At 71.7% G+C, this 15,954-nt stretch carries 16 protein-coding genes and 1 pseudogene; 12 read left to right on the top strand and 5 right to left on the bottom strand.

From position 1 onward, the window contains the following. The first annotated feature begins 49 nt into the window (after window positions 1–49). From MJ797_RS19390 to MJ797_RS19380, 3 genes are read left to right on the top strand one after another with little or no spacing between them, the layout of a single operon-like run. Complete coding sequence (locus MJ797_RS19390; protein ID WP_239337501.1) at window positions 50–289, top strand: radical SAM-modified peptide, FtsH ternary system-associated; 240 nt, start codon at window positions 50–52, stop codon at window positions 287–289. Window positions 290–303: 14 nt separating this feature from the next. Beyond that, window positions 304–987: a hypothetical protein gene (locus MJ797_RS19385; protein WP_239337499.1), complete on the top strand. Its 684-nt coding sequence runs from the start codon at window positions 304–306 to the stop codon at window positions 985–987. Next, window positions 984–2,195 carry a ThiF family adenylyltransferase gene (locus MJ797_RS19380; protein ID WP_239337497.1) on the top strand — a complete coding sequence of 404 codons (1,212 nt, stop codon included), beginning with the start codon at window positions 984–986 and terminating at the stop codon, window positions 2,193–2,195. Before MJ797_RS19385 ends, MJ797_RS19380 begins: the two co-directional genes overlap by 4 nt. Before the next feature lie 226 nt (window positions 2,196–2,421). Here MJ797_RS19380 and MJ797_RS19375 read toward each other — a convergent pair whose 3' ends face one another. From MJ797_RS19375 to MJ797_RS19365, 4 genes are all read right to left on the bottom strand, one after another. Continuing rightward, window positions 2,422–2,868 (bottom strand): type II toxin-antitoxin system HicB family antitoxin, encoded by a 447-nt coding sequence (locus MJ797_RS19375; protein WP_239337495.1) that lies wholly within the window; start codon window positions 2,866–2,868, stop codon window positions 2,422–2,424. Next, on the bottom strand, window positions 2,865–3,092 hold the full coding sequence (locus MJ797_RS27585; RefSeq protein ID WP_370652784.1) for a type II toxin-antitoxin system HicA family toxin: 228 nt from the start codon (window positions 3,090–3,092) through the stop codon (window positions 2,865–2,867). Before MJ797_RS27585 ends, MJ797_RS19375 begins: the two co-directional genes overlap by 4 nt. 274 nt (window positions 3,093–3,366) lie before the next feature. Further along, window positions 3,367–3,711 (bottom strand): type II toxin-antitoxin system PemK/MazF family toxin, encoded by a 345-nt coding sequence (locus MJ797_RS19370; RefSeq protein WP_239337523.1) that lies wholly within the window; start codon window positions 3,709–3,711, stop codon window positions 3,367–3,369. After that, window positions 3,705–3,947 (bottom strand): ribbon-helix-helix domain-containing protein, encoded by a 243-nt coding sequence (locus MJ797_RS19365; RefSeq protein WP_239337493.1) that lies wholly within the window; start codon window positions 3,945–3,947, stop codon window positions 3,705–3,707. Before MJ797_RS19365 ends, MJ797_RS19370 begins: the two co-directional genes overlap by 7 nt. 234 nt (window positions 3,948–4,181) lie before the next feature. Between MJ797_RS19365 and MJ797_RS19360 the strand changes: the two genes are divergently transcribed. The 9 genes from MJ797_RS19360 (at window position 4,182) to MJ797_RS19320 (ending at window position 14,962) form a co-directional block, all read left to right on the top strand. Further along, the gene (locus tag MJ797_RS19360; RefSeq protein WP_239337491.1) at window positions 4,182–5,774 is read left to right on the top strand and encodes an effector-associated domain EAD1-containing protein; all 1,593 of its coding nucleotides are present in this window, start codon (window positions 4,182–4,184) and stop codon (window positions 5,772–5,774) included. Then, window positions 5,771–6,808 carry a JAB N-terminal domain-containing protein gene (locus tag MJ797_RS19355; protein WP_239337478.1) on the top strand — a complete coding sequence of 346 codons (1,038 nt, stop codon included), beginning with the start codon at window positions 5,771–5,773 and terminating at the stop codon, window positions 6,806–6,808. The genes MJ797_RS19360 and MJ797_RS19355 overlap by 4 nt, the downstream gene beginning before the upstream one ends. A 13-nt stretch (window positions 6,809–6,821) precedes the next feature. Beyond that, a complete protein-coding gene (locus tag MJ797_RS19350) occupies window positions 6,822–7,757 on the top strand; it encodes a hypothetical protein (protein ID WP_239337476.1) in 936 nt (311 codons plus the stop codon). Window positions 7,758–7,783: 26 nt separating this feature from the next. Next, a complete protein-coding gene (locus MJ797_RS19345) occupies window positions 7,784–9,916 on the top strand; it encodes a 26S protease regulatory subunit (protein WP_239337460.1) in 2,133 nt (710 codons plus the stop codon). Then, window positions 9,913–11,154, top strand: a complete 1,242-nt coding sequence (locus MJ797_RS19340) for an AAA family ATPase (RefSeq protein WP_239337457.1) — start codon at window positions 9,913–9,915, stop codon at window positions 11,152–11,154. The genes MJ797_RS19345 and MJ797_RS19340 overlap by 4 nt, the downstream gene beginning before the upstream one ends. Beyond that, window positions 11,147–11,920, top strand: coding sequence for a molecular chaperone DnaJ (locus MJ797_RS19335; RefSeq protein ID WP_239337442.1), 774 nt, complete (start codon window positions 11,147–11,149; stop codon window positions 11,918–11,920). The genes MJ797_RS19340 and MJ797_RS19335 overlap by 8 nt, the downstream gene beginning before the upstream one ends. Before the next feature lie 110 nt (window positions 11,921–12,030). Further along, on the top strand, window positions 12,031–12,312 hold the full coding sequence (locus MJ797_RS19330) for a hypothetical protein (RefSeq protein ID WP_239337436.1): 282 nt from the start codon (window positions 12,031–12,033) through the stop codon (window positions 12,310–12,312). Beyond that, entirely contained in the window at window positions 12,305–13,048 is a 744-nt protein-coding gene (locus tag MJ797_RS19325) for a hypothetical protein (RefSeq protein ID WP_239337433.1), read from the top strand. The genes MJ797_RS19330 and MJ797_RS19325 overlap by 8 nt, the downstream gene beginning before the upstream one ends. 3 nt (window positions 13,049–13,051) lie before the next feature. Continuing rightward, window positions 13,052–14,962, top strand: a complete 1,911-nt coding sequence (locus tag MJ797_RS19320; protein WP_239337429.1) for a hypothetical protein — start codon at window positions 13,052–13,054, stop codon at window positions 14,960–14,962. 58 nt (window positions 14,963–15,020) lie between these two features. Here the strand turns inward: MJ797_RS19320 and MJ797_RS27055 are convergent. Then, a pseudogene (locus MJ797_RS27055) lies at window positions 15,021–15,954 on the bottom strand (hypothetical protein); the annotation flags it as partial.

Raw genomic sequence — 15,954 nt, 5'->3', positions numbered from 1 at the left:
ATGATGGAGGACGATCGGTGAAGGAGCCTGTTGATGGCTGGGTCCGTTGATGGCTGAGGGCACCGCGGCGCAGGCCCAGACCGGCGGGAACGCGTTCGTTGCGTCCCTGCCGGACCTCATCGACGCGTCCGAGTACCCCGGCCATCCGGATGGGCGGCTGGTCCGGGTGCGGATCACCGTGACCGAGTCCGGGGTGGAGATCCTCGGTGACGCGTTCCGCCCGGCCGCGCTGGAGGCGTTGCTGGCCGACGTGGGCGGTGGCGCCACGGAGCAGATGCTGTGCGGCTGAGCAGACCCGGCCCCATGGACGTCGGCACGGCCGCCTTTGACGAGCTGGCCGACCTCGAAGTCGGCATCAACGAGGGACTGGACCCGCAGCCGCCCGCCGAGGCGGCTGACAACGGCCCGGTCGGCCGCGACGGGAGCCGGAGTGCCGTCACCCATTCGGAGTCGTGGTGGACGCACCTGCGCTGCACCCGATGCGGACACACCTTCCGTCGCGGGGACAGGGTCCGGCTGCGGGGGGATGCCACCACCGGCGACCCCGGCTCGGTCGTCCACCTCGATCCGGCGCTGGGCTGCGCGGACGAAGCCGTGGCCACCCGGCACCACCCGGCGCCCAGCGGGGACACCGCGGCGGACGCCGTGACGAACACCGCGGAGGATGCCGCGGAGCTGGCCGCGTTCGCAGCCGGTCTGCTGGACGCCTGGCCGCCGGCAGGGGACGCACCGGTCGTCCGGCTCGCCCCGCACGCGTTCCAGGTTGCCCGGCCCGACATGGGGCCGGACGCCCCGAAGTGCCTGGTCTGCGCCCACACCTTCCGGCTGGGTGAGCAGGTGGTGGTCTGCCCGTGCGGCCTGCACCGCGCGTTCTGCGTGGCGGCCGTGCACCGGGACCCGGTCGCCGGCCTGACCTGCTGGGACGACTGGCAGCCCGATGGAACGCTCACCCACTGCCCGGTCACGCTCAACCGGGTGGACCGGTGAGCGTTTCCCGCCACGATCGCTACGCTCGGCAGCGGCTCATCCCCGACTGGGATCAGGACCTGCTCGCCGCCGCTACCGCCGTGATCGTCGGAGTGGGCGCGCTCGGCAACGAGGTGGCGAAGAACCTGGCGCTCGCCGGCGTCGGACGGCTCATCCTCTGCGATCCGGACACGGTTGCGGCGAGCAATCTCAGCCGCGCCGTGCTGCTCGGGCCGGGCGACGTCGGGCAACCGAAGGTCGCCGCCGCGGCCACCGCGCTGGCCCGGCTCGCCCCGGACGTCACCGTCGAGACCCGGCAGGCCGAGCTGGTCACCGGGGTCGGGCTCGGCGAGCTGGCCGACGCCGGGGTCGTGCTGGGCTGTCTGGACAGCCGACGCGCCCGGTTACGCCTGCTCGGGCGGACCGCACTGGTCGGCGCGGCCCTCGTGGACGGCGGCACTTTTGCGTGGGGCGGCGAGATCCGGTTGCGGGTGGACCCGGCGGAGGCCTGCTACGGCTGCTCGCTCACCCCGCACCAGCGGGGTGAGTCCGACCTGCCGTGGAGCTGCGCCGAGATCCGGCCGGACGGCCCGCAACCCGCGTCGATCGTGCCCACGTCGATCGTCGCCGGGTGGATGGCCCTGGCCGCGCTGCGCCTGCTGTTCGCCGGCCCGCCGGAGTACCGGATGCTGCGGATCGACGGCACCACCGGCCACACCGCCCCGGTCACCCTGACCCGGGACGCCGGCTGCCCGCACCACCGGCCGCTGGACGGGCCCGTCCACCTGCTGCCGGTCGACCACCGTGCCACCGTCGGCGACCTGCTCGAAGCCCTGCCGGCCGGCGCGGAACCGTTCACCTGGGCGGCGTTTCCCGTACCAGGACAGTGTCATCACTGTGGCGAGACTTACGATCATGGTGCGGCGCAACCGGGCGCGCAGGGCGAACCGGAGCAACAGGGGCAGCAGGGCGAACCGGGGCGGTGTCGGCGCTGCGGGCGGGCTGTGCGGGTCCGGCGCGGCGAGCGGCTCCGCGACGCCGACCCCGGGCTGCGCCTGCACGGCCTCGGGGTGGCACCCGGGGAGATCCTGGCCGTCCAGCTGCCCCGGGCGCCCGCCGCGAGCGACGAGGAGACCTTTCCAGGGACTTTTCAATGGCATCGGCTGGCATCGACAACTGGCGACGCCGGCCGGATTCTAGCGTCACAGTTGATTTTTCGAGCTTTGTGAGATCAACGAGGCCATTTTCGGCGCACAAACCTCGAAAAATCAACTCCATCGATCTGTACGGCGTCTTCCAGCTCGTCCGAGGGGACGCCGATGACCAGATCAGGGACACGCAGGTACCCGCCAGCCTCGGCGATGCGGTATGGCGGCGCCTCGAAAAGATCAGTGCTGAGTTCGCCGGTCCATTGCCGTCCGCGCTCACGGTTCGTGGCCGGCGCAGATCAAGATGCTATCCGCTTGCGGGTATGGGTCCATCGTCGATGGCGCGTCCGCTCTTGTTGATCTCGGCGCGTACCTGTGAGACCCGTTGATGGGAGATACCGAGCAGCTCAGCGATGTCGCGTACAGACAGCGATGTGGGCAGGCGCGCAACTGCCCGCCGGATGGCGCTGGCGGAGGCATGCTCGGCCCGTTCTGCCTCTGCGCGGGCTTGGCGCGCTGCCGTCACGGCTGTGGAACTGTCGCCGATCTCGTATCGGACATCGAGGTCAAAGACGTCGAGGGCGTCGTCTGCCCGGTCGGTCATGAGGGCGATGACCTCCCGCACGCTCCGCTGCAGCGTGGACAGGCTCCGTGCGAAGGTGTGAGCGCCGGGAACGTCCGGGACGTCGGCGAGCCACGCGTCTCGCTCCCGCGTGATATTGACCCGGTAGACAGCACGTGTCGTGGTCGTCATGTTCGTAGCCACCTCTTTCCGAACGCCGGGGCAAGATCTGCCTCGATCCGGACAAGTGTTCCCGTTGGAACATCACCAGGATGCTGGGGCACGGCCGTCTCCGCTCGCCCTTCCCGACCGTCGATATCGATGTAGATCGCGCGATAACGTCTGTGTGAACCGACTTGGCGGACGAACACACCACCGGCCCGCTCGATGGCCCGGTTCACCTCGCGTGCCCGCATGAGGTGAGTCTACCTGCTAGACGGATACCGGCAAGCCGGTAGACACGTAGGGTGGGTGTCGCGACCGCGGCCGCGAACGGGAACCGGCGGCATCAGGCAATCTCGACCATGATGGCGAACTCCTCGCTGCGGGGGCGGGGGCGCTCGTCGGGGTACACCGCGTCGGGCCGAGCCAGCGGGGTGGTGTCCACGGCGACCATCAACGGTTCACCCTTACGGCCTTGGTGCGATCGTGGGTTGCGAGCTCAGGCGCGATGACCAGATCAGGGACGCGTCAGAGTGCGAGTACGTGACGTAGCCCCTTGCCCAGGTCCCGCATGAGGCTCTCCGGGACGGCGCCGACAGTGTGCCCGAGTTCGTTCTTGTTGACAGTGACGATGGCGGTCACGTTGGCCACGGAGTCGCGTGGCAGGCCGGTCACCGCGGCGGGGAGGAAGACGTTGCCGGGCATGGTGGCGAGCGCGGTGTTCGACGTGATGACGACCGCGACGACTGTGGCCAACCGGCTCACGTTGTAGGGCGCGGCCTGGACGACCACCACTGGGCGGCGCTTCGCGGGGCGAGCGCCCTCCGCCTCGCCGAGGTCGACCCAGTGAACATCGCCACGTCTGATCACCAGTCCTCGCTGTCGCCCAGTGCCCGCCGGCCGGCGAGCGCCGCGGCCTGGAACGACTCGTCGGGACCCACGAGCTCCAGCGCGGCGTCGATGCGCTCAGTCAGGGACTGGGCGTCGAGCTCCTGGATGTAGCGACGGGCGGCTGTCGCGAAGAACTCGGAGCGACTCACGCCGAGTGCCGCCGCGCGACGCTCAGCCTCGTGGAACGTCTCGTCCGGGATTGAGATCGCGGTCTTCATGCGCCGAGTATAACCGGGTATGACCGCGCGGTTGTGGGCCGAGCCGGACGAGACCAGACACGTGGCCGAGACCGGCACGGCCGGGAGCGGTCACCCCTTCTCGATGGCCGGAGCGGGATCCGCCTCGATAGAAACCCGTACCAGGACGTTGTTATCGCTGTGGCGGGGACTACGCTCACGCTATGGCGTAAGCGGGACAACCGTTGCGACGTCGGCGCTGCGGAGGTGGGGGGTGTGGTGGCACCGGTTGGCGACGCCGACATTCCTCTGAGCCGGGACGATCGGGATGACTTACGGGAGGGGCTCGCCGCGGTCTACACAACGGAGTCCGCCGCCGCCATCATCCTCAACCAGATCGACTTCCCGCTCGCGTACCGTCCGGTTCTCCAGGGGGGCAACCCGGAACAGTGGTGGAGTCAGATCTTCTTCGAGCTCAACGCCGGGACGATCGTGGGCGCGCCCTACCGAAGGCTGCTGCGCACAGCCAGCCGCCGTTTCCCCGGTAACCCCGTATTTCAGCAGCTCGCCGCCAGCTATCTTGCCGCCGACGCGGCACCCGATGCCGTCGCCGCGAACGGGGCCGGGGCACCTATCGAGGCGGACGCCGTTCGCCCAACGACCACCGAAGGCGCGGCCGAGCAGCCGGCGGGGGCCGCGGACGAGGAGACCGAAGAAGGGCCGGCGCAGAGCTGCCATGTGATTGTGCGGGCGAGTTCGGAACCGGAACGTCAGCACGCCTGCGAGACCCTCGCGAGCCTCGGCCTGGAACCGCACGAATTCTGGTCGACCCCGCACGCCGTCTCCTACCGGGTCAATAACGAGAACACCGGACGGGTGCGGGAGCAGCTGGAGGGAACCGACCTCGGGTGGACGGTCGTCCCGGCGGGTGAACCCGACTATGTGTTCCACACGCTGTACGCGCGCGGGCCGGACGGCCGGCAGTTCCGGTTGAACGACGCCCCCGCCCAGCAGACCGTCGGCAACGTGGCCGCTTCGGTGCTGGAGGAGTACCCGCCCGGTTACACCGACGCGACCCGCTCCGTCGTCGTCGACGAGGTTCAGGACGACGGGTCGGGACGGCGGCTCAACGGGGACGACACGCTGCACAAAGCCGGCATTCGTAACGGTTCCCGGATGCGGATCGGCGTGGAGGCCCGCGCCGGGGCGCTCAACCCGAAGGACCGGCAGGAGGCGCTGCAACGGGTCCGCAACCAGATCGTCGCCTATGCGCGGACGCACGCGCGGACGTGCTCAGAGTTTCAGGCGCGGGCGAACTCGAACCTGCTGCCCACCGAGTACGAGCTGGAGTTCAGCCAGCCGAGTTTCGGGCCTGGCGCGGCACCCGGTGATGATCCGGTGGCCGTCGACCGGCATGTGGTTCTGGTGCAGCTCGGCCCGGAGTTCCCCGAAACGCCGCCGCTGCTTTTCTGGCTGACGCCGATCTTCCATCCGAACGTGTTCCCGAACTACGACAGTGACCAGGCTCGGGAACACGAGGCCCAGCAGGGGCTGGTGTGCCTGGGGGCGTTGGCCGAGTCCTACACGCCGTCCCTGGATTTCGGCGAGCTGTGCCAGATTCTGGTGGACATGGCCGCGTTCCGGAACTACAGCCTGCTGGAGGAAAGCGGCCGGTTGGATGCTTCCGGCCGGCCCGAGGTTGTCGGCAACTACTACGACCGGGCCGCCGCCGAATGGGTCATCGCGAATCAGGGCCGAATGGCGGAGATCGGTGGCCGGGTGCTGTTCCAGGCGCCGCGGCACCGCGCGGTCTACCGCAATGTCATCGAAAGCGTCACCGCCCCCGACGCGGGGGCCGAGCAACGATGAGCGCCGAGGTCGAGCTGTACCGCACCGACGACTACGTCCGGGTCGGCCGGGTGCCGCTCGTCCGGCTGTTGCAGAGCGTGTTTGAAACAGTGCTGGGCGAGGCGCTGGTCGGCAGCCGGTTCGAGCTGCTGTTCCTGCCGGTCGCGGATCGTTCCGAGCTTCCCGGCAGCCCGTCGATGGTCAACCTCCGGTCGAGCCACGGCTACGTGCAGGTGCGCATCGTCCGGGATGGTCAGTTGCTCTACCAGCATCCGCACGCCGTCCGGGAGATCATCGCCCGGCCGTTGCAGCGGCTGCTCGCCGAGCGGATCCCGGCGGAGAAGCACTGGGGGTTCGGTGTCCGCGGCCCCGGGTTCGACCAGGTGGCCCTGGTCAGGCCCGCCCCGGAGGTGGACGGCCGGATCGAGGTGACGGTGGGTTCCCGCCGGCCCCGGGCCTTCCATCTGGAGGAGGTCCACGATCCGGACCCCCCGGTCGCCACGCTCGCCGATCTCGGCGCGGACGTGTCGGACGAGGTACCCGAGGCGCCGAAGGATCCCGAGGCGGTGCCGGGAGTCGCGGTGGTGGTCGACCGGGACGTCGCCGACGCCCTGAAGCACCGGACGGAGTTCTCGGCCGACGTGGAGGAGGGCGGTTTCCTCGCCGGTCACGTCTACCGTGACGCCGATCGCCCCGGCAGGCACCTTGTGAAGATCACAGCGGCGATCGCGGGGGAGCGGACGGGGGCCTCCCTGCTGCACTTCATCTTCACCGGCGAGAGCTTTCTGCGGATCAACGAGCAGCTCGCCAGGCGCGGCCGGGATGAACGGCTCGTCGGCTGGTACCACACCCACCTGTTCCCGGCCACCAGCGAGATCGGGCTGTCCTCGGTCGACGTCGAGCTGCACACGACCACGTTCCGCCGGCCCTGGCAGGTCGCCGGCCTGGTCAACATCGAACGCGACAGCCCGGACGACCGGGTGCTGCGCTTCTACCACGCCGAGGCCGGCGGCGAGGACATGCCGCTCACGTCCTACTGGGTGACCGTCGGATGAACGTGACCCTCGGATGAACGCGGAGACGACCGCGCGCCGCGTGCTCACCTGGGCCGGTGGCCGCATGCCGGCCTGGACCGGCGACAGTGCCGTTGCCGGATGGCCGGAGCCACCGCCCGTCGGCCCGTTGCGGGAGGCCAACGCGCTCGCCCGTCCCGCCGCGGCCACCCTGGCCGCGCTGCGGGAGCTGACCCGCGACACGGCCGCGAGGCTCGGGGCGGGCTCGCCTCCGTTCGGCGACCGGGCGCCCGTCGGCCTGGGTGCGCTGTTGCTGGCCGCCGCGATCGGCGGGCGGGCCCAGCCCGGCCCGGCGCGGGCGCTCGCCGAGGCGGCTCCGGCTCCGCGGCTGTCCGCCGGTGGCTGGGCCGACGCCGTTGCCCGGCACGCGGTGGTCATGCCGACACTGTCGGTAGGCTGGGCCGTTTCGGCGGCCGACCGGACGATCGACGCCGAGCTGGCCGACGCGCTGCTGCGGGCGTCCACGCTGACGGCGGTGCTGCACCGGCCGCCGAGTGACCGGCTGACCGCCGACGCCACCGCCACGGAGGTCGCGGCCGCCGTCGAGCTGCTCGGCCGGCCGCGTGGGCGGGCGGTGCTGACCGCGGCGCTGGCCGTGTGGTCACCCGACCCGGCGGTGCTCGGCTGGCGCAGGGAACTGTTGGCCCGGCTGTCCCACGATCATCCTGACGTCGTGCTCGACACCTACCTGCTGGCCCGGCTGCGCCACGGCGCAGACTGGGACCGCCGGCTGCGCGGGGCGGCGCGGGCGCTGTCCGGCGTCGGCCGGCCCGACGATCTGCCCGTCGCCACCGCCGCGTTCTGGGTGCCGCTGGCCGCGCTGAACCAGCGCGACCCGGAACTGATCCGTTCCCGGGCGCTCCTGGAGGGCCATCGGGGTGCCTTGGAGCTCGTCCGGCGGCATCGGCTCGCTCTGTCGGCAGGAGCGTAAGGCGTGGCGGGCCTGGAGGGTGTGACATGAGCGGCCGGATGCGCAGCCTGACGCTTGTCCCGATCGACCCGACGGCGTTCCAGGACCGTTACGTGCTGGCCGAGACCGACGAGCCGGCTCTCACTCTCGGTGAGCTGTTGGCGGATCTGCCGGCGTTCAGCCTCACCCCGTTGGATCCGGCCTATCTGGATGTGCCCGTCCGACGACTCGTGCTGGAGCTGGCCGCATCCGGCCCGTCGACCGCGCTGTACCCCCCGCCGGGTCTCGATCTGACGACCCTCGCCGCGGCCCGCTCACCGCGGGACAGCGGGCCGGCAGCCGGTGTCGCCATCGGTGTCGCCATCAGTGCCGACCCTGCTCCGGACCCCGGCACCGGCACCGGCACTGTCGCTGTCGCTGTCGCTGATCCATCCGCACCGGATGTGGTCGCCGGGCTCGGCCATCCGGAGACGTTGAGTGAGCGGGAAGCCGTCCTGATCGCGCACGACATGGAGATCAACCGGGCTGCCGCATACCTGGAGAGCGGCCTGTCCGTCCTTGTGCGCTGCGAGAAGCTGCTCGTCGAGCATCTGGCGCACGAGATCGCCGGCCGGTCCGGGCGACCGCGGCGGACGCTCCAGCTCGTCGGCGCCGCCGGCAGCGGCAGCGGCGCGGCGCCGGAGGCACTGGGCGGTTTCGGCGCGGTGACCCCGCTCGGCGGTGGGCGCCGCGCCGAGCTGCTGGCCGCCTTGCAGGCCGCGGTCGCCGACGCCAAGCCGGGCGACGTGGTTGTCGTGCCGCATCTGGACCTGCTCGCCGGCGGTACCGACGCGGCACTGACGAGCGAGGCCCGGGAGCTGACCGACGTCCTCTACGAGCGCAGCGCGTGCGTGCTGCTGGCGTTCACCGACCCGTCCCTGGTGATCCCCGAGGTGCTGGCCAACCGGTTCGCGGTGCGGCTGTCGATCGAGATCCTGCCGCGGGAGGTGGCGACCCGCTCCGGCGAGCGGGTGCCGGTGGGCCGGGCGCTGGTGACCCGTTCCGAAGCCGAGCTGTTCGACGGCTTCGACGCGACCGACCTGTACAAGTACGTCGCCGGGATGAACGCGGTGCGCCTGCGTAACGCGCTGCGCTTCGCCTACCACCAGCACCGTCCGGCGATCGGCGAGCAGGTGGACCCGGCGACCGGCGAGACGCTCAGCCAGGCCCGGCGGCCCACCTTCGCGGACCTGCGCCACGAGCTGCGGGTGTTCAAGGCCCGCACATCCAGTTCGTTCGAGGTGCCGAACGTGCCGTTCTCGGCGATCGGCGGCTACGACGACGTCAAGGCCGAGCTGAGGCGGGCGCTGACCATCGTCGGCGGTGCCGTCGACCTGCCCGAGCATCTGCGCCACGACCTGGTGCCACGCGGGTTCATCTTCCACGGCCCGCCAGGGACGGGCAAGACGCTGTTCGCCAAGGCCGTGGCCGCCCAGCTGGCCGCGACGATCCTGGTCGTCAGCGGGCCGGAGGTCACCGACATGTACGTCGGGGAGAGCGAACGCAAGGTCCGTGAGCTGTTCGCCGAGGCCCGCCGCAACGCCCCGGCCGTGGTCGTCTTCGACGAGTTCGACTCGATCGCGGCGCGGCGCAGCGGCCGCGACGACGGCGGCAGCCGGGCGGGAAACGCGATCGTCGCCCAGCTGCTCACCGAGCTGGACGGCTTCCGGCCCGAGGTACCCGTTCTGATCATCGGCACGACCAACCGGATCGACCTGATCGACGACGCCCTGCTGCGGCCGAGCCGGTTCCGTCCGATCAGGATCGATCTGCCGGACCCCGAAGCCCGCCGGGAGATCGTCCGGGTGCACGCCGGGCATTTCGGTATCGCGGTGAGCCCCGCCCTGGTGGACGCCGTCGCGCGGGCCACCGAGGGGCTCAACGGCGACGAGATCCGGTCGGTGTTCCGTGACGGCCGCGCCGACGAGCTGGTCGGGGACCCGAGGCGGCGTGCGGACGCTCGCCGGCTCGGCGAGCTGATCGGGGCGCTGCGGGCGGCCCGCCAGCAACGGGAACAGGAGAAGAAGCCGCGGCTCGGACGCTCCGGCGCCGGGCAGCGCCGGGTGGCCCTGGTCGTCACGCCCAGTCATACCACTCGTATGGTTCCAATCGTCACCGACGGGGAGAGCGTCGCACCATGACCACACCAGCACCAGCACCAGTGCTGAGCCAGCCGACCAGGGTGCTGGCGCGCACCTTCGTGACCCGGCTCCACGAGGTCAAGCGGAGCTTCGTCGGCCGGGACGAAGCGGTCGACCTGGTCGCGCTGGCCGTCCTGTGCCGGGAGCACGTGCTGCTCGTCGGGCCGCCCGGAACCGCCAAGACCAGCCTGCTGGAACGCTTCCGCCGCATCCTCGACGCCCGCTACTTCAGCTATCTGCTCAGCCGGTTCACCGAACCCGCCGAGCTGTTCGGGCCGGTCGACATCCGCCGGTTCCAGACCGAGGGCGTCTACGAGGTGAACACGGCCGGGATGCTGCCCGAAGCCGACATCGCCTTCCTCGACGAGGTGTTCCAGGGCAGCTCGGCGATCCTGAACACGCTGCTCACGCTCATCAACGAGCGGACCTTTCACAACGGTGCCCGGACGGTCGACGTCAACCTGATCACGCTGCTCGGGTCGTCCAACGACATCCCGGACGACCCGGTGCTGGCCGCGTTCGGTGACCGGTTCCTGCTGCGCTGCCGGCTCGACTACGTCCCCGACGACGACATCGAGGATGTTCTCGCGCTCGGCTGGCGCGGCGAACAGGAACTGATCAACCTAGCTGAGCCTGCCAGGGCGCACGGGCCTTCCGGGGGGCAGGACGACGACCCGGCCGCGCGCACCCGCGTCGGGTTCAGCCTCGCCGACCTCACCGCGCTGCGGCGCGCCGTCGCCGGCATCGACCTGAGCGCCGTGCGCGGGCCGTTCGCCCGGATCGTGCGCTCCCTGCGCGCCGAGGGGGTCGCCTTCTCCGACCGGCGTGCGGTGAAGGCACAGAAGACGTTCGCGGCGTCCGCGCTGCTCGCCGGCCGGGCCGTCGCCGAGCTCGCCGATCTCGCTCCGCTCGTGCACCTGTGGACGAACCCCCGCGACGAACAGACGATGCGCCGGGTCGCCGCCGACGCGGGCGTGCCCGTCGACCAGCCCGGCCACACCGTCCGCAGCGTCGGCGAACTGCGGCTCGATCTCACCGAGCTGGTCGGCCAGCGGGCCAGGATCGCCAGGGCGGAGGAGTTTCGGGAGCTGCTGCGCCGCGGGCACCGGCTCGCCCTGGAACTGCGCCGCGACCACCCCGACGCCCGCGACCTGCTCGCCGACGTCCAACGGCAACAGCGCGAGACGATCATCGTTTACCGGGAACGGTTCACCGAGGAGGAGCTGATCGATGTGTAACCCACGCCGGGTCCGCGTCCGCGCCACCCGTGACCTGACCGACGCCTGGGAGCAGGAGGTCCGCCGCCAGGTGACCCGGCGCGGGCAGGCGGTCGGGGACGCCCGGGTCCGCGAGCCGCTGGCCGCCGGCATCGGCGCACCCACCCTGGCCGCGCTGAGCGGCGTCCTCGCCCGCACCGAGGGCTGGGAACGCGACGGCGAGTCGTTCCGGCACGCCCTTGACGGCGGCTACCTGCTCTACCACCCCGCCACCCGCGAGCTGGAGATCGTCGCGGAGGCCACCGCCGAGGTGACGGCGTCCGCCGAAGCCGCCACCGTCGTCCGCGGGCAGCTCGCCGACACCGTCGAAGCCGAGGGTGACAGCACCTACTACGACGACAACTACGGTGGCCGGACGGAGACGCACGCGCGCCGCGACGCCGAGCGTAACGCCGCCCTGGCCGTCGACGCCCAGGTCGACGCGCTCCTCGCCGCAGCCCGGGCGCGGGCCGACGACGTCGAAGGCGTTGCCGTCCAGGCCACCGCCACGGCCCGCGCGGACGCCGCCCTGGCCGAAGCCGCCGCCGCCCGCGTCGAGGCGCTGCGCCGCCACGCCGCGACCCGGCTGGTCGCCGTCGGCATCCAGGGGCGCAACATCTTCCACCAGGCGCTGGCCGGGGCCTACCGGGACGCGATCATGGCCTACGCCCGAGCCCGGCGCGCCGAGGGTGTCACCTGCTCGGAGAACGGCGGGGTTCTCGAGATCGAATTCGAGCTGCAGATCTGACGTCGGGTTTCAGCGGTGCCGGTTTTCAGCGGTGCTGGTTTTCAGAGTTTCAGACTTGCTGGTTTTCAGGTTTTCAGGTTTTCAGGTTTTCAGGATTCGGGGGTGCGGGCATGCGGGTCCGGGTGAAGTTCCGTTACCGCGTCGACACCGGCGAGGTCGAGGTGTTCCGCGTCGAGGACACGGCGGAAGGCGCGCCCGCCGCCGACCACGATGCCCGTCACGACCGGGTCACGGCCGACGTCGCCCGCATCGTCGAGAACAACGCTCTCATCGAACAGGAGGTCCCGGAACCGCCGCCGGCGGCTCGGGATCAGCTCAGACCGCGACCGATCGAGGAACCGCCCACCGGCCAGACCGGCCAGACCGAACGGGGGCCACGGCTCCGTGACTGACGCCCCGCTGCTTGACCGGGCCGCGAGCTGTTACCTGCGGGTGGGCCAGGTCGCCGAGGCCGCGCGCTGCTACCGGGAGGCCGGCTACTTCGCGCGCTCGGCGGATCTCTTCGCCCGGATCGGCCGCTACCGGGACGCGGCCACGGACTACGCCGCGGCCGGCCTCATCCACATCGCCGCGTGGGTGCTCGTCCACAACCTGAACGACCCGACCGCCGCCCGCGCGTCGCTGGCGCCCGACCCGGGCGACCCGGGCGATCTAGTCGACCCGGGCGGCCAGATCGACCCGGCGGACCTGGCCGGCTTGGCCGATCCGGTCGAATCGGCGGTCGGGTCGATGTTCGACGCCTTGGAGCGGCGACTGGTGTCGGCTCGTTGCGACGTCGCCGACCGTCTGCCCTACCGGCGCATCCTTCCCGTGCTCGCGGACGTCCAAGCGATGCTGGCCGAGGCGTCGGCCGCCGGACGCTCGGCCGCCGAACCCGCCTGGCCGGCGAACGCGGCCAGCCGCCGGATCGAGGAATGGGCGGTCGCGCTGGCCGAGGCCGCGCACCGCTACGACCAGGTCGCGCTTGTCTTCGCCGCAGCCGTGCGAGGCGCTCGCCCCGGAGCGGAGCAACGCTGGGCCGAATGGTCAGCGCGGGTCCTGCACACCGAGCTGACCTTACCATCCGCATCGAGACAGACACCAGCAGCGACTTCGGCTGAGCCCGCGACCAGCCCGTCCGTGAGGTAGCCGATGACCGTACCTCCGCATCGTTCCGGGTCCGGCGCGGGGCGACGTTCGCCCCTTTTCCGCCTGGACGAGATCCCGCCGGACGAGGTTCCTGTGTCGCCGGCCGCGGGGTCCGGCGGGCGACCATTCGTGCCGGCTCCCCCACCCCCGGCTACGCTCCCGGCACCCCAGAACGAACCGGCGAGCCGACCGTCGTCGTCAGGATCGGACGGGTCCGCCGAACCGGATGGGTCCGACCGGGCCGGGCCGGCTCCGGTGGTGGGACTCGCCGGCAGGTTCGGCTCCGCATCCGCGGCTCTTGTGTTCGCCGGTTCGCTGGTGGCGACCGGGCATGGTGACGGCTTCCGGTTCCTGCGGGTCCACCGGCCCGGCCCGGCCGCTGCTGGCACCGGTGACGGCACCGGTGCCTGGTGGGTGGCCGTTGAGATGGCCCTCGACCTGGGCCGGGAGCTGGTGTCGACCGCGCACGGCCGGCTGTACGTCCACACCGACGGCCGGTTCCAGCCTGACCGTGGCTGGGGCCTTCCGCCGGCCGCGGCAGCCGGCGACGCTGCCGGCGAGGCGGTGCCGACGTCCGGCTTTGGTTCGGCGAGCGTCGTCGAGGTCGTGCGGGCAGCCGGGCTGCACCCGGTGGTGGCCGGCACGCCGACCGAGGCGGTGGTACTGCTGCCGGGTGCCCTGGCCGGTGGGGTCGTCCAACGTGCCCTGGAGCTGGGGCTTTCCGTACGGTACCGGCCGGTCCGGCTCGACCCGCTGGTCGACACCCCGCAATCAGTCATCCCGCAATCAGCCACGACGCGGTCCGACACCACCGCCGGGCCGTTCGGTGGCGGTCGGGTCGCCACCGAACTACGGCTGTCCGCGGCATCGGCGGAGCCTCTGCCCGCGTCGTTGCTGGTCGCGCTCAATCATGATCCGTTCGTGCTGCTCTGCCGAGCCACGGGTGACAGGCTGCTGGTTCAGCACGCCATGGCATCCGCTTTGCCCGATCCGCTGCTCGCCGGCCTGGTGGACGCCGACACGTGGGTACTGGCCGACGGCTCCTTCGGCTGCTGGCGGCTGGTCGGCCTGGGCGAGCCGATGGACGCAGCCGCGCTCGTCCGACTCGTGGACGGCTACCGGCTGGAAGCGCCGGAGCAGACCATAACGGCACCCGGCGACACGTCGCTGCGGCTGGCGGGGCGACCCGTCGCGATCGTCGCGGGCCGCACCAGCGGGGTCGACATCGACGCGGCGCTGCTCGACGACGACGACCTTGCCAGCATCCCTCCGCTGCTGGCGGGGCACCCGCTCGCCGAGATCGCGGTCGTCGTCCGCGGCCGGGACAGGCATCTGCTGCTGGCCCCGGGCGGTCTGCTCGAACGGCTCCCGGTCGGCGAACCGCTGTACTGCCTCGGGCCTGGCCCGCTGTTCCTGCCGGTCGGCTACCGGACGCGTCCGCGGCTGCCCCCGACCGCCCGCCGGGCACTGTTCGGCGTCGCGGACGACATCGCTGTGGTGGCGCTGCCGGCGCGAGCCGTCGCCTTCGACCTGCACGCTCGCGAGCCGGTGTGGACGTTGTGGGCCGGCCCCGGCCCAGAGCTTGACCTTCAGCTTCCACCGGAGGCCGTGGCCGCGCTGGCGGACGTCGATACGCAGGTCACCCCGCGGCCACCCGAGCCGGGGCCGGTTTCGGCGCCGGAGCCGTCCGCATCCGGCTGGCAGCGCGCCCGGGAACTGCTGAAGCGGGTACGCAATCGCGCCCCGGAGGCTCCGTCCGCGCCGCGGACCTGGCTGGACGATGCTCTCGAAGCCGAGTTCGCCGACAACTTCGTTCGGGCCGCGGAGCTCCATGAACGCAACGGCGACCCGCTGCGGGCCGCCCATCTCTACGAACGCGCCGCCCGCCGGAACGGAGCCCGAACCTCGCCATGACCCCGCCGATGACCGACTGCCCGTGGAACCAGGAGGACCGAGACAACCTCGCTGCCCATCAGCGGCGGCGGGGTCTGAGCGTGGGATTCCGATTGTTGGTGGCCGGGGCGAGGAGTGCGTGGATGGTGCCGGCGAGTGCGGCGGCGCTCGGCTGCGGTGGGAGGTGGTGGTGGTAGCGCTCGGCCGTGGTGCTGTTCGTGATGTTGTGGTTGGGGGGTGGGTCGCCGGGGGTGTGGGTGGTCAGGAGGCGGAGGTGTGCTCCGGGGGTGAGGGGCTGGTCGTGGGTGAGGTGGTGGTGGGTGAGGATCACGAGGGTGGGGTGGGGGGTGTGTGCGGCGCAGCGCAGGGCGGTGTGCAGGTCGGGGGGGTGCAGGGTGCGGGCGGTCCAGATGGTGGTGAGGGCGGTGGGGCCGGTGGCGGGGATGGCGAGGGTGGGCCGGTCGAGGGTGATGAGGGTGGGGTGGCGGCCGGCGTGCCAGAGGGTGGTGGTGAGTAGGTGTGCGGTCAGGCGGAGGACGGTTTCGGCGGGTCCGTAGGTGGGTGGGGTGGTGTCGAGGATGATCGTGACTGGGTGGGGTGGGGGTGTGGGGGTGTGGGGGTGTGGGGGTGTGGGGGTGGTGGTGTGGAGGCGGTGGAGGAGTTCCCCGCGGGTGAGGCGGAGGGTGAACAGGGTGTCGGGGAGGGCGAGTTGGGAGGGGAGCAGGGTGGTGATGGTGCCGTGGTGGGTGATGCCGGCGTTGCCGGGGTGGGGCAGGGTGGTGGCGGCGTGGTCCCGGCCGGTGGTGGTCAGGGTGGTGGTGGTGGCGAGGAGGGTGAGGGTTGCGGGGGTGAGGGGGGGCATGGTGGCTGCCCGGTCGTGGAGTCGTAGGGGGAGCAGCGGGTCGGTGGTGATTGCGTGGGGGCCGATGAGGGTGAGCAGGGTGGTCAGGCGGGGGGTGATGCGGTCGGCGGCGGCGGTGAGCCGGTCGAGGGAGGCTGGGGCTGGGGTGGGG

The organism is Protofrankia sp. CiP3 (genome assembly GCF_917627345.1).
GTDB lineage: Bacteria > Actinomycetota > Actinomycetes > Frankiales > Frankiaceae > Protofrankia.
The sequence above is the reverse complement of the archived record's forward strand: the minus strand, read 5'-3'. Positions and strand labels throughout refer to the sequence as shown.

Coding starts and splice junctions, on each gene's coding strand:
- MJ797_RS19390 (WP_239337501.1), top strand. CDS start 50: ATGGCTGAGGGCACCGCGGCGCAGGCCCAGACCGGCGGGAACGCGTTC.
- MJ797_RS19385 (WP_239337499.1), top strand. CDS start 304: ATGGACGTCGGCACGGCCGCCTTTGACGAGCTGGCCGACCTCGAAGTC.
- MJ797_RS19375 (WP_239337495.1), bottom strand. CDS start 2,868: ATGACGACCACGACACGTGCTGTCTACCGGGTCAATATCACGCGGGAG.
- MJ797_RS27585 (WP_370652784.1), bottom strand. CDS start 3,092: ATGCGGGCACGCGAGGTGAACCGGGCCATCGAGCGGGCCGGTGGTGTG.
- MJ797_RS19365 (WP_239337493.1), bottom strand. CDS start 3,947: ATGAAGACCGCGATCTCAATCCCGGACGAGACGTTCCACGAGGCTGAG.
- MJ797_RS19355 (WP_239337478.1), top strand. CDS start 5,771: ATGAGCGCCGAGGTCGAGCTGTACCGCACCGACGACTACGTCCGGGTC.
- MJ797_RS19350 (WP_239337476.1), top strand. CDS start 6,822: ATGAACGCGGAGACGACCGCGCGCCGCGTGCTCACCTGGGCCGGTGGC.
- MJ797_RS19345 (WP_239337460.1), top strand. CDS start 7,784: ATGAGCGGCCGGATGCGCAGCCTGACGCTTGTCCCGATCGACCCGACG.
- MJ797_RS19340 (WP_239337457.1), top strand. CDS start 9,913: ATGACCACACCAGCACCAGCACCAGTGCTGAGCCAGCCGACCAGGGTG.
- MJ797_RS19335 (WP_239337442.1), top strand. CDS start 11,147: ATGTGTAACCCACGCCGGGTCCGCGTCCGCGCCACCCGTGACCTGACC.
- MJ797_RS19330 (WP_239337436.1), top strand. CDS start 12,031: ATGCGGGTCCGGGTGAAGTTCCGTTACCGCGTCGACACCGGCGAGGTC.
- MJ797_RS19320 (WP_239337429.1), top strand. CDS start 13,052: ATGACCGTACCTCCGCATCGTTCCGGGTCCGGCGCGGGGCGACGTTCG.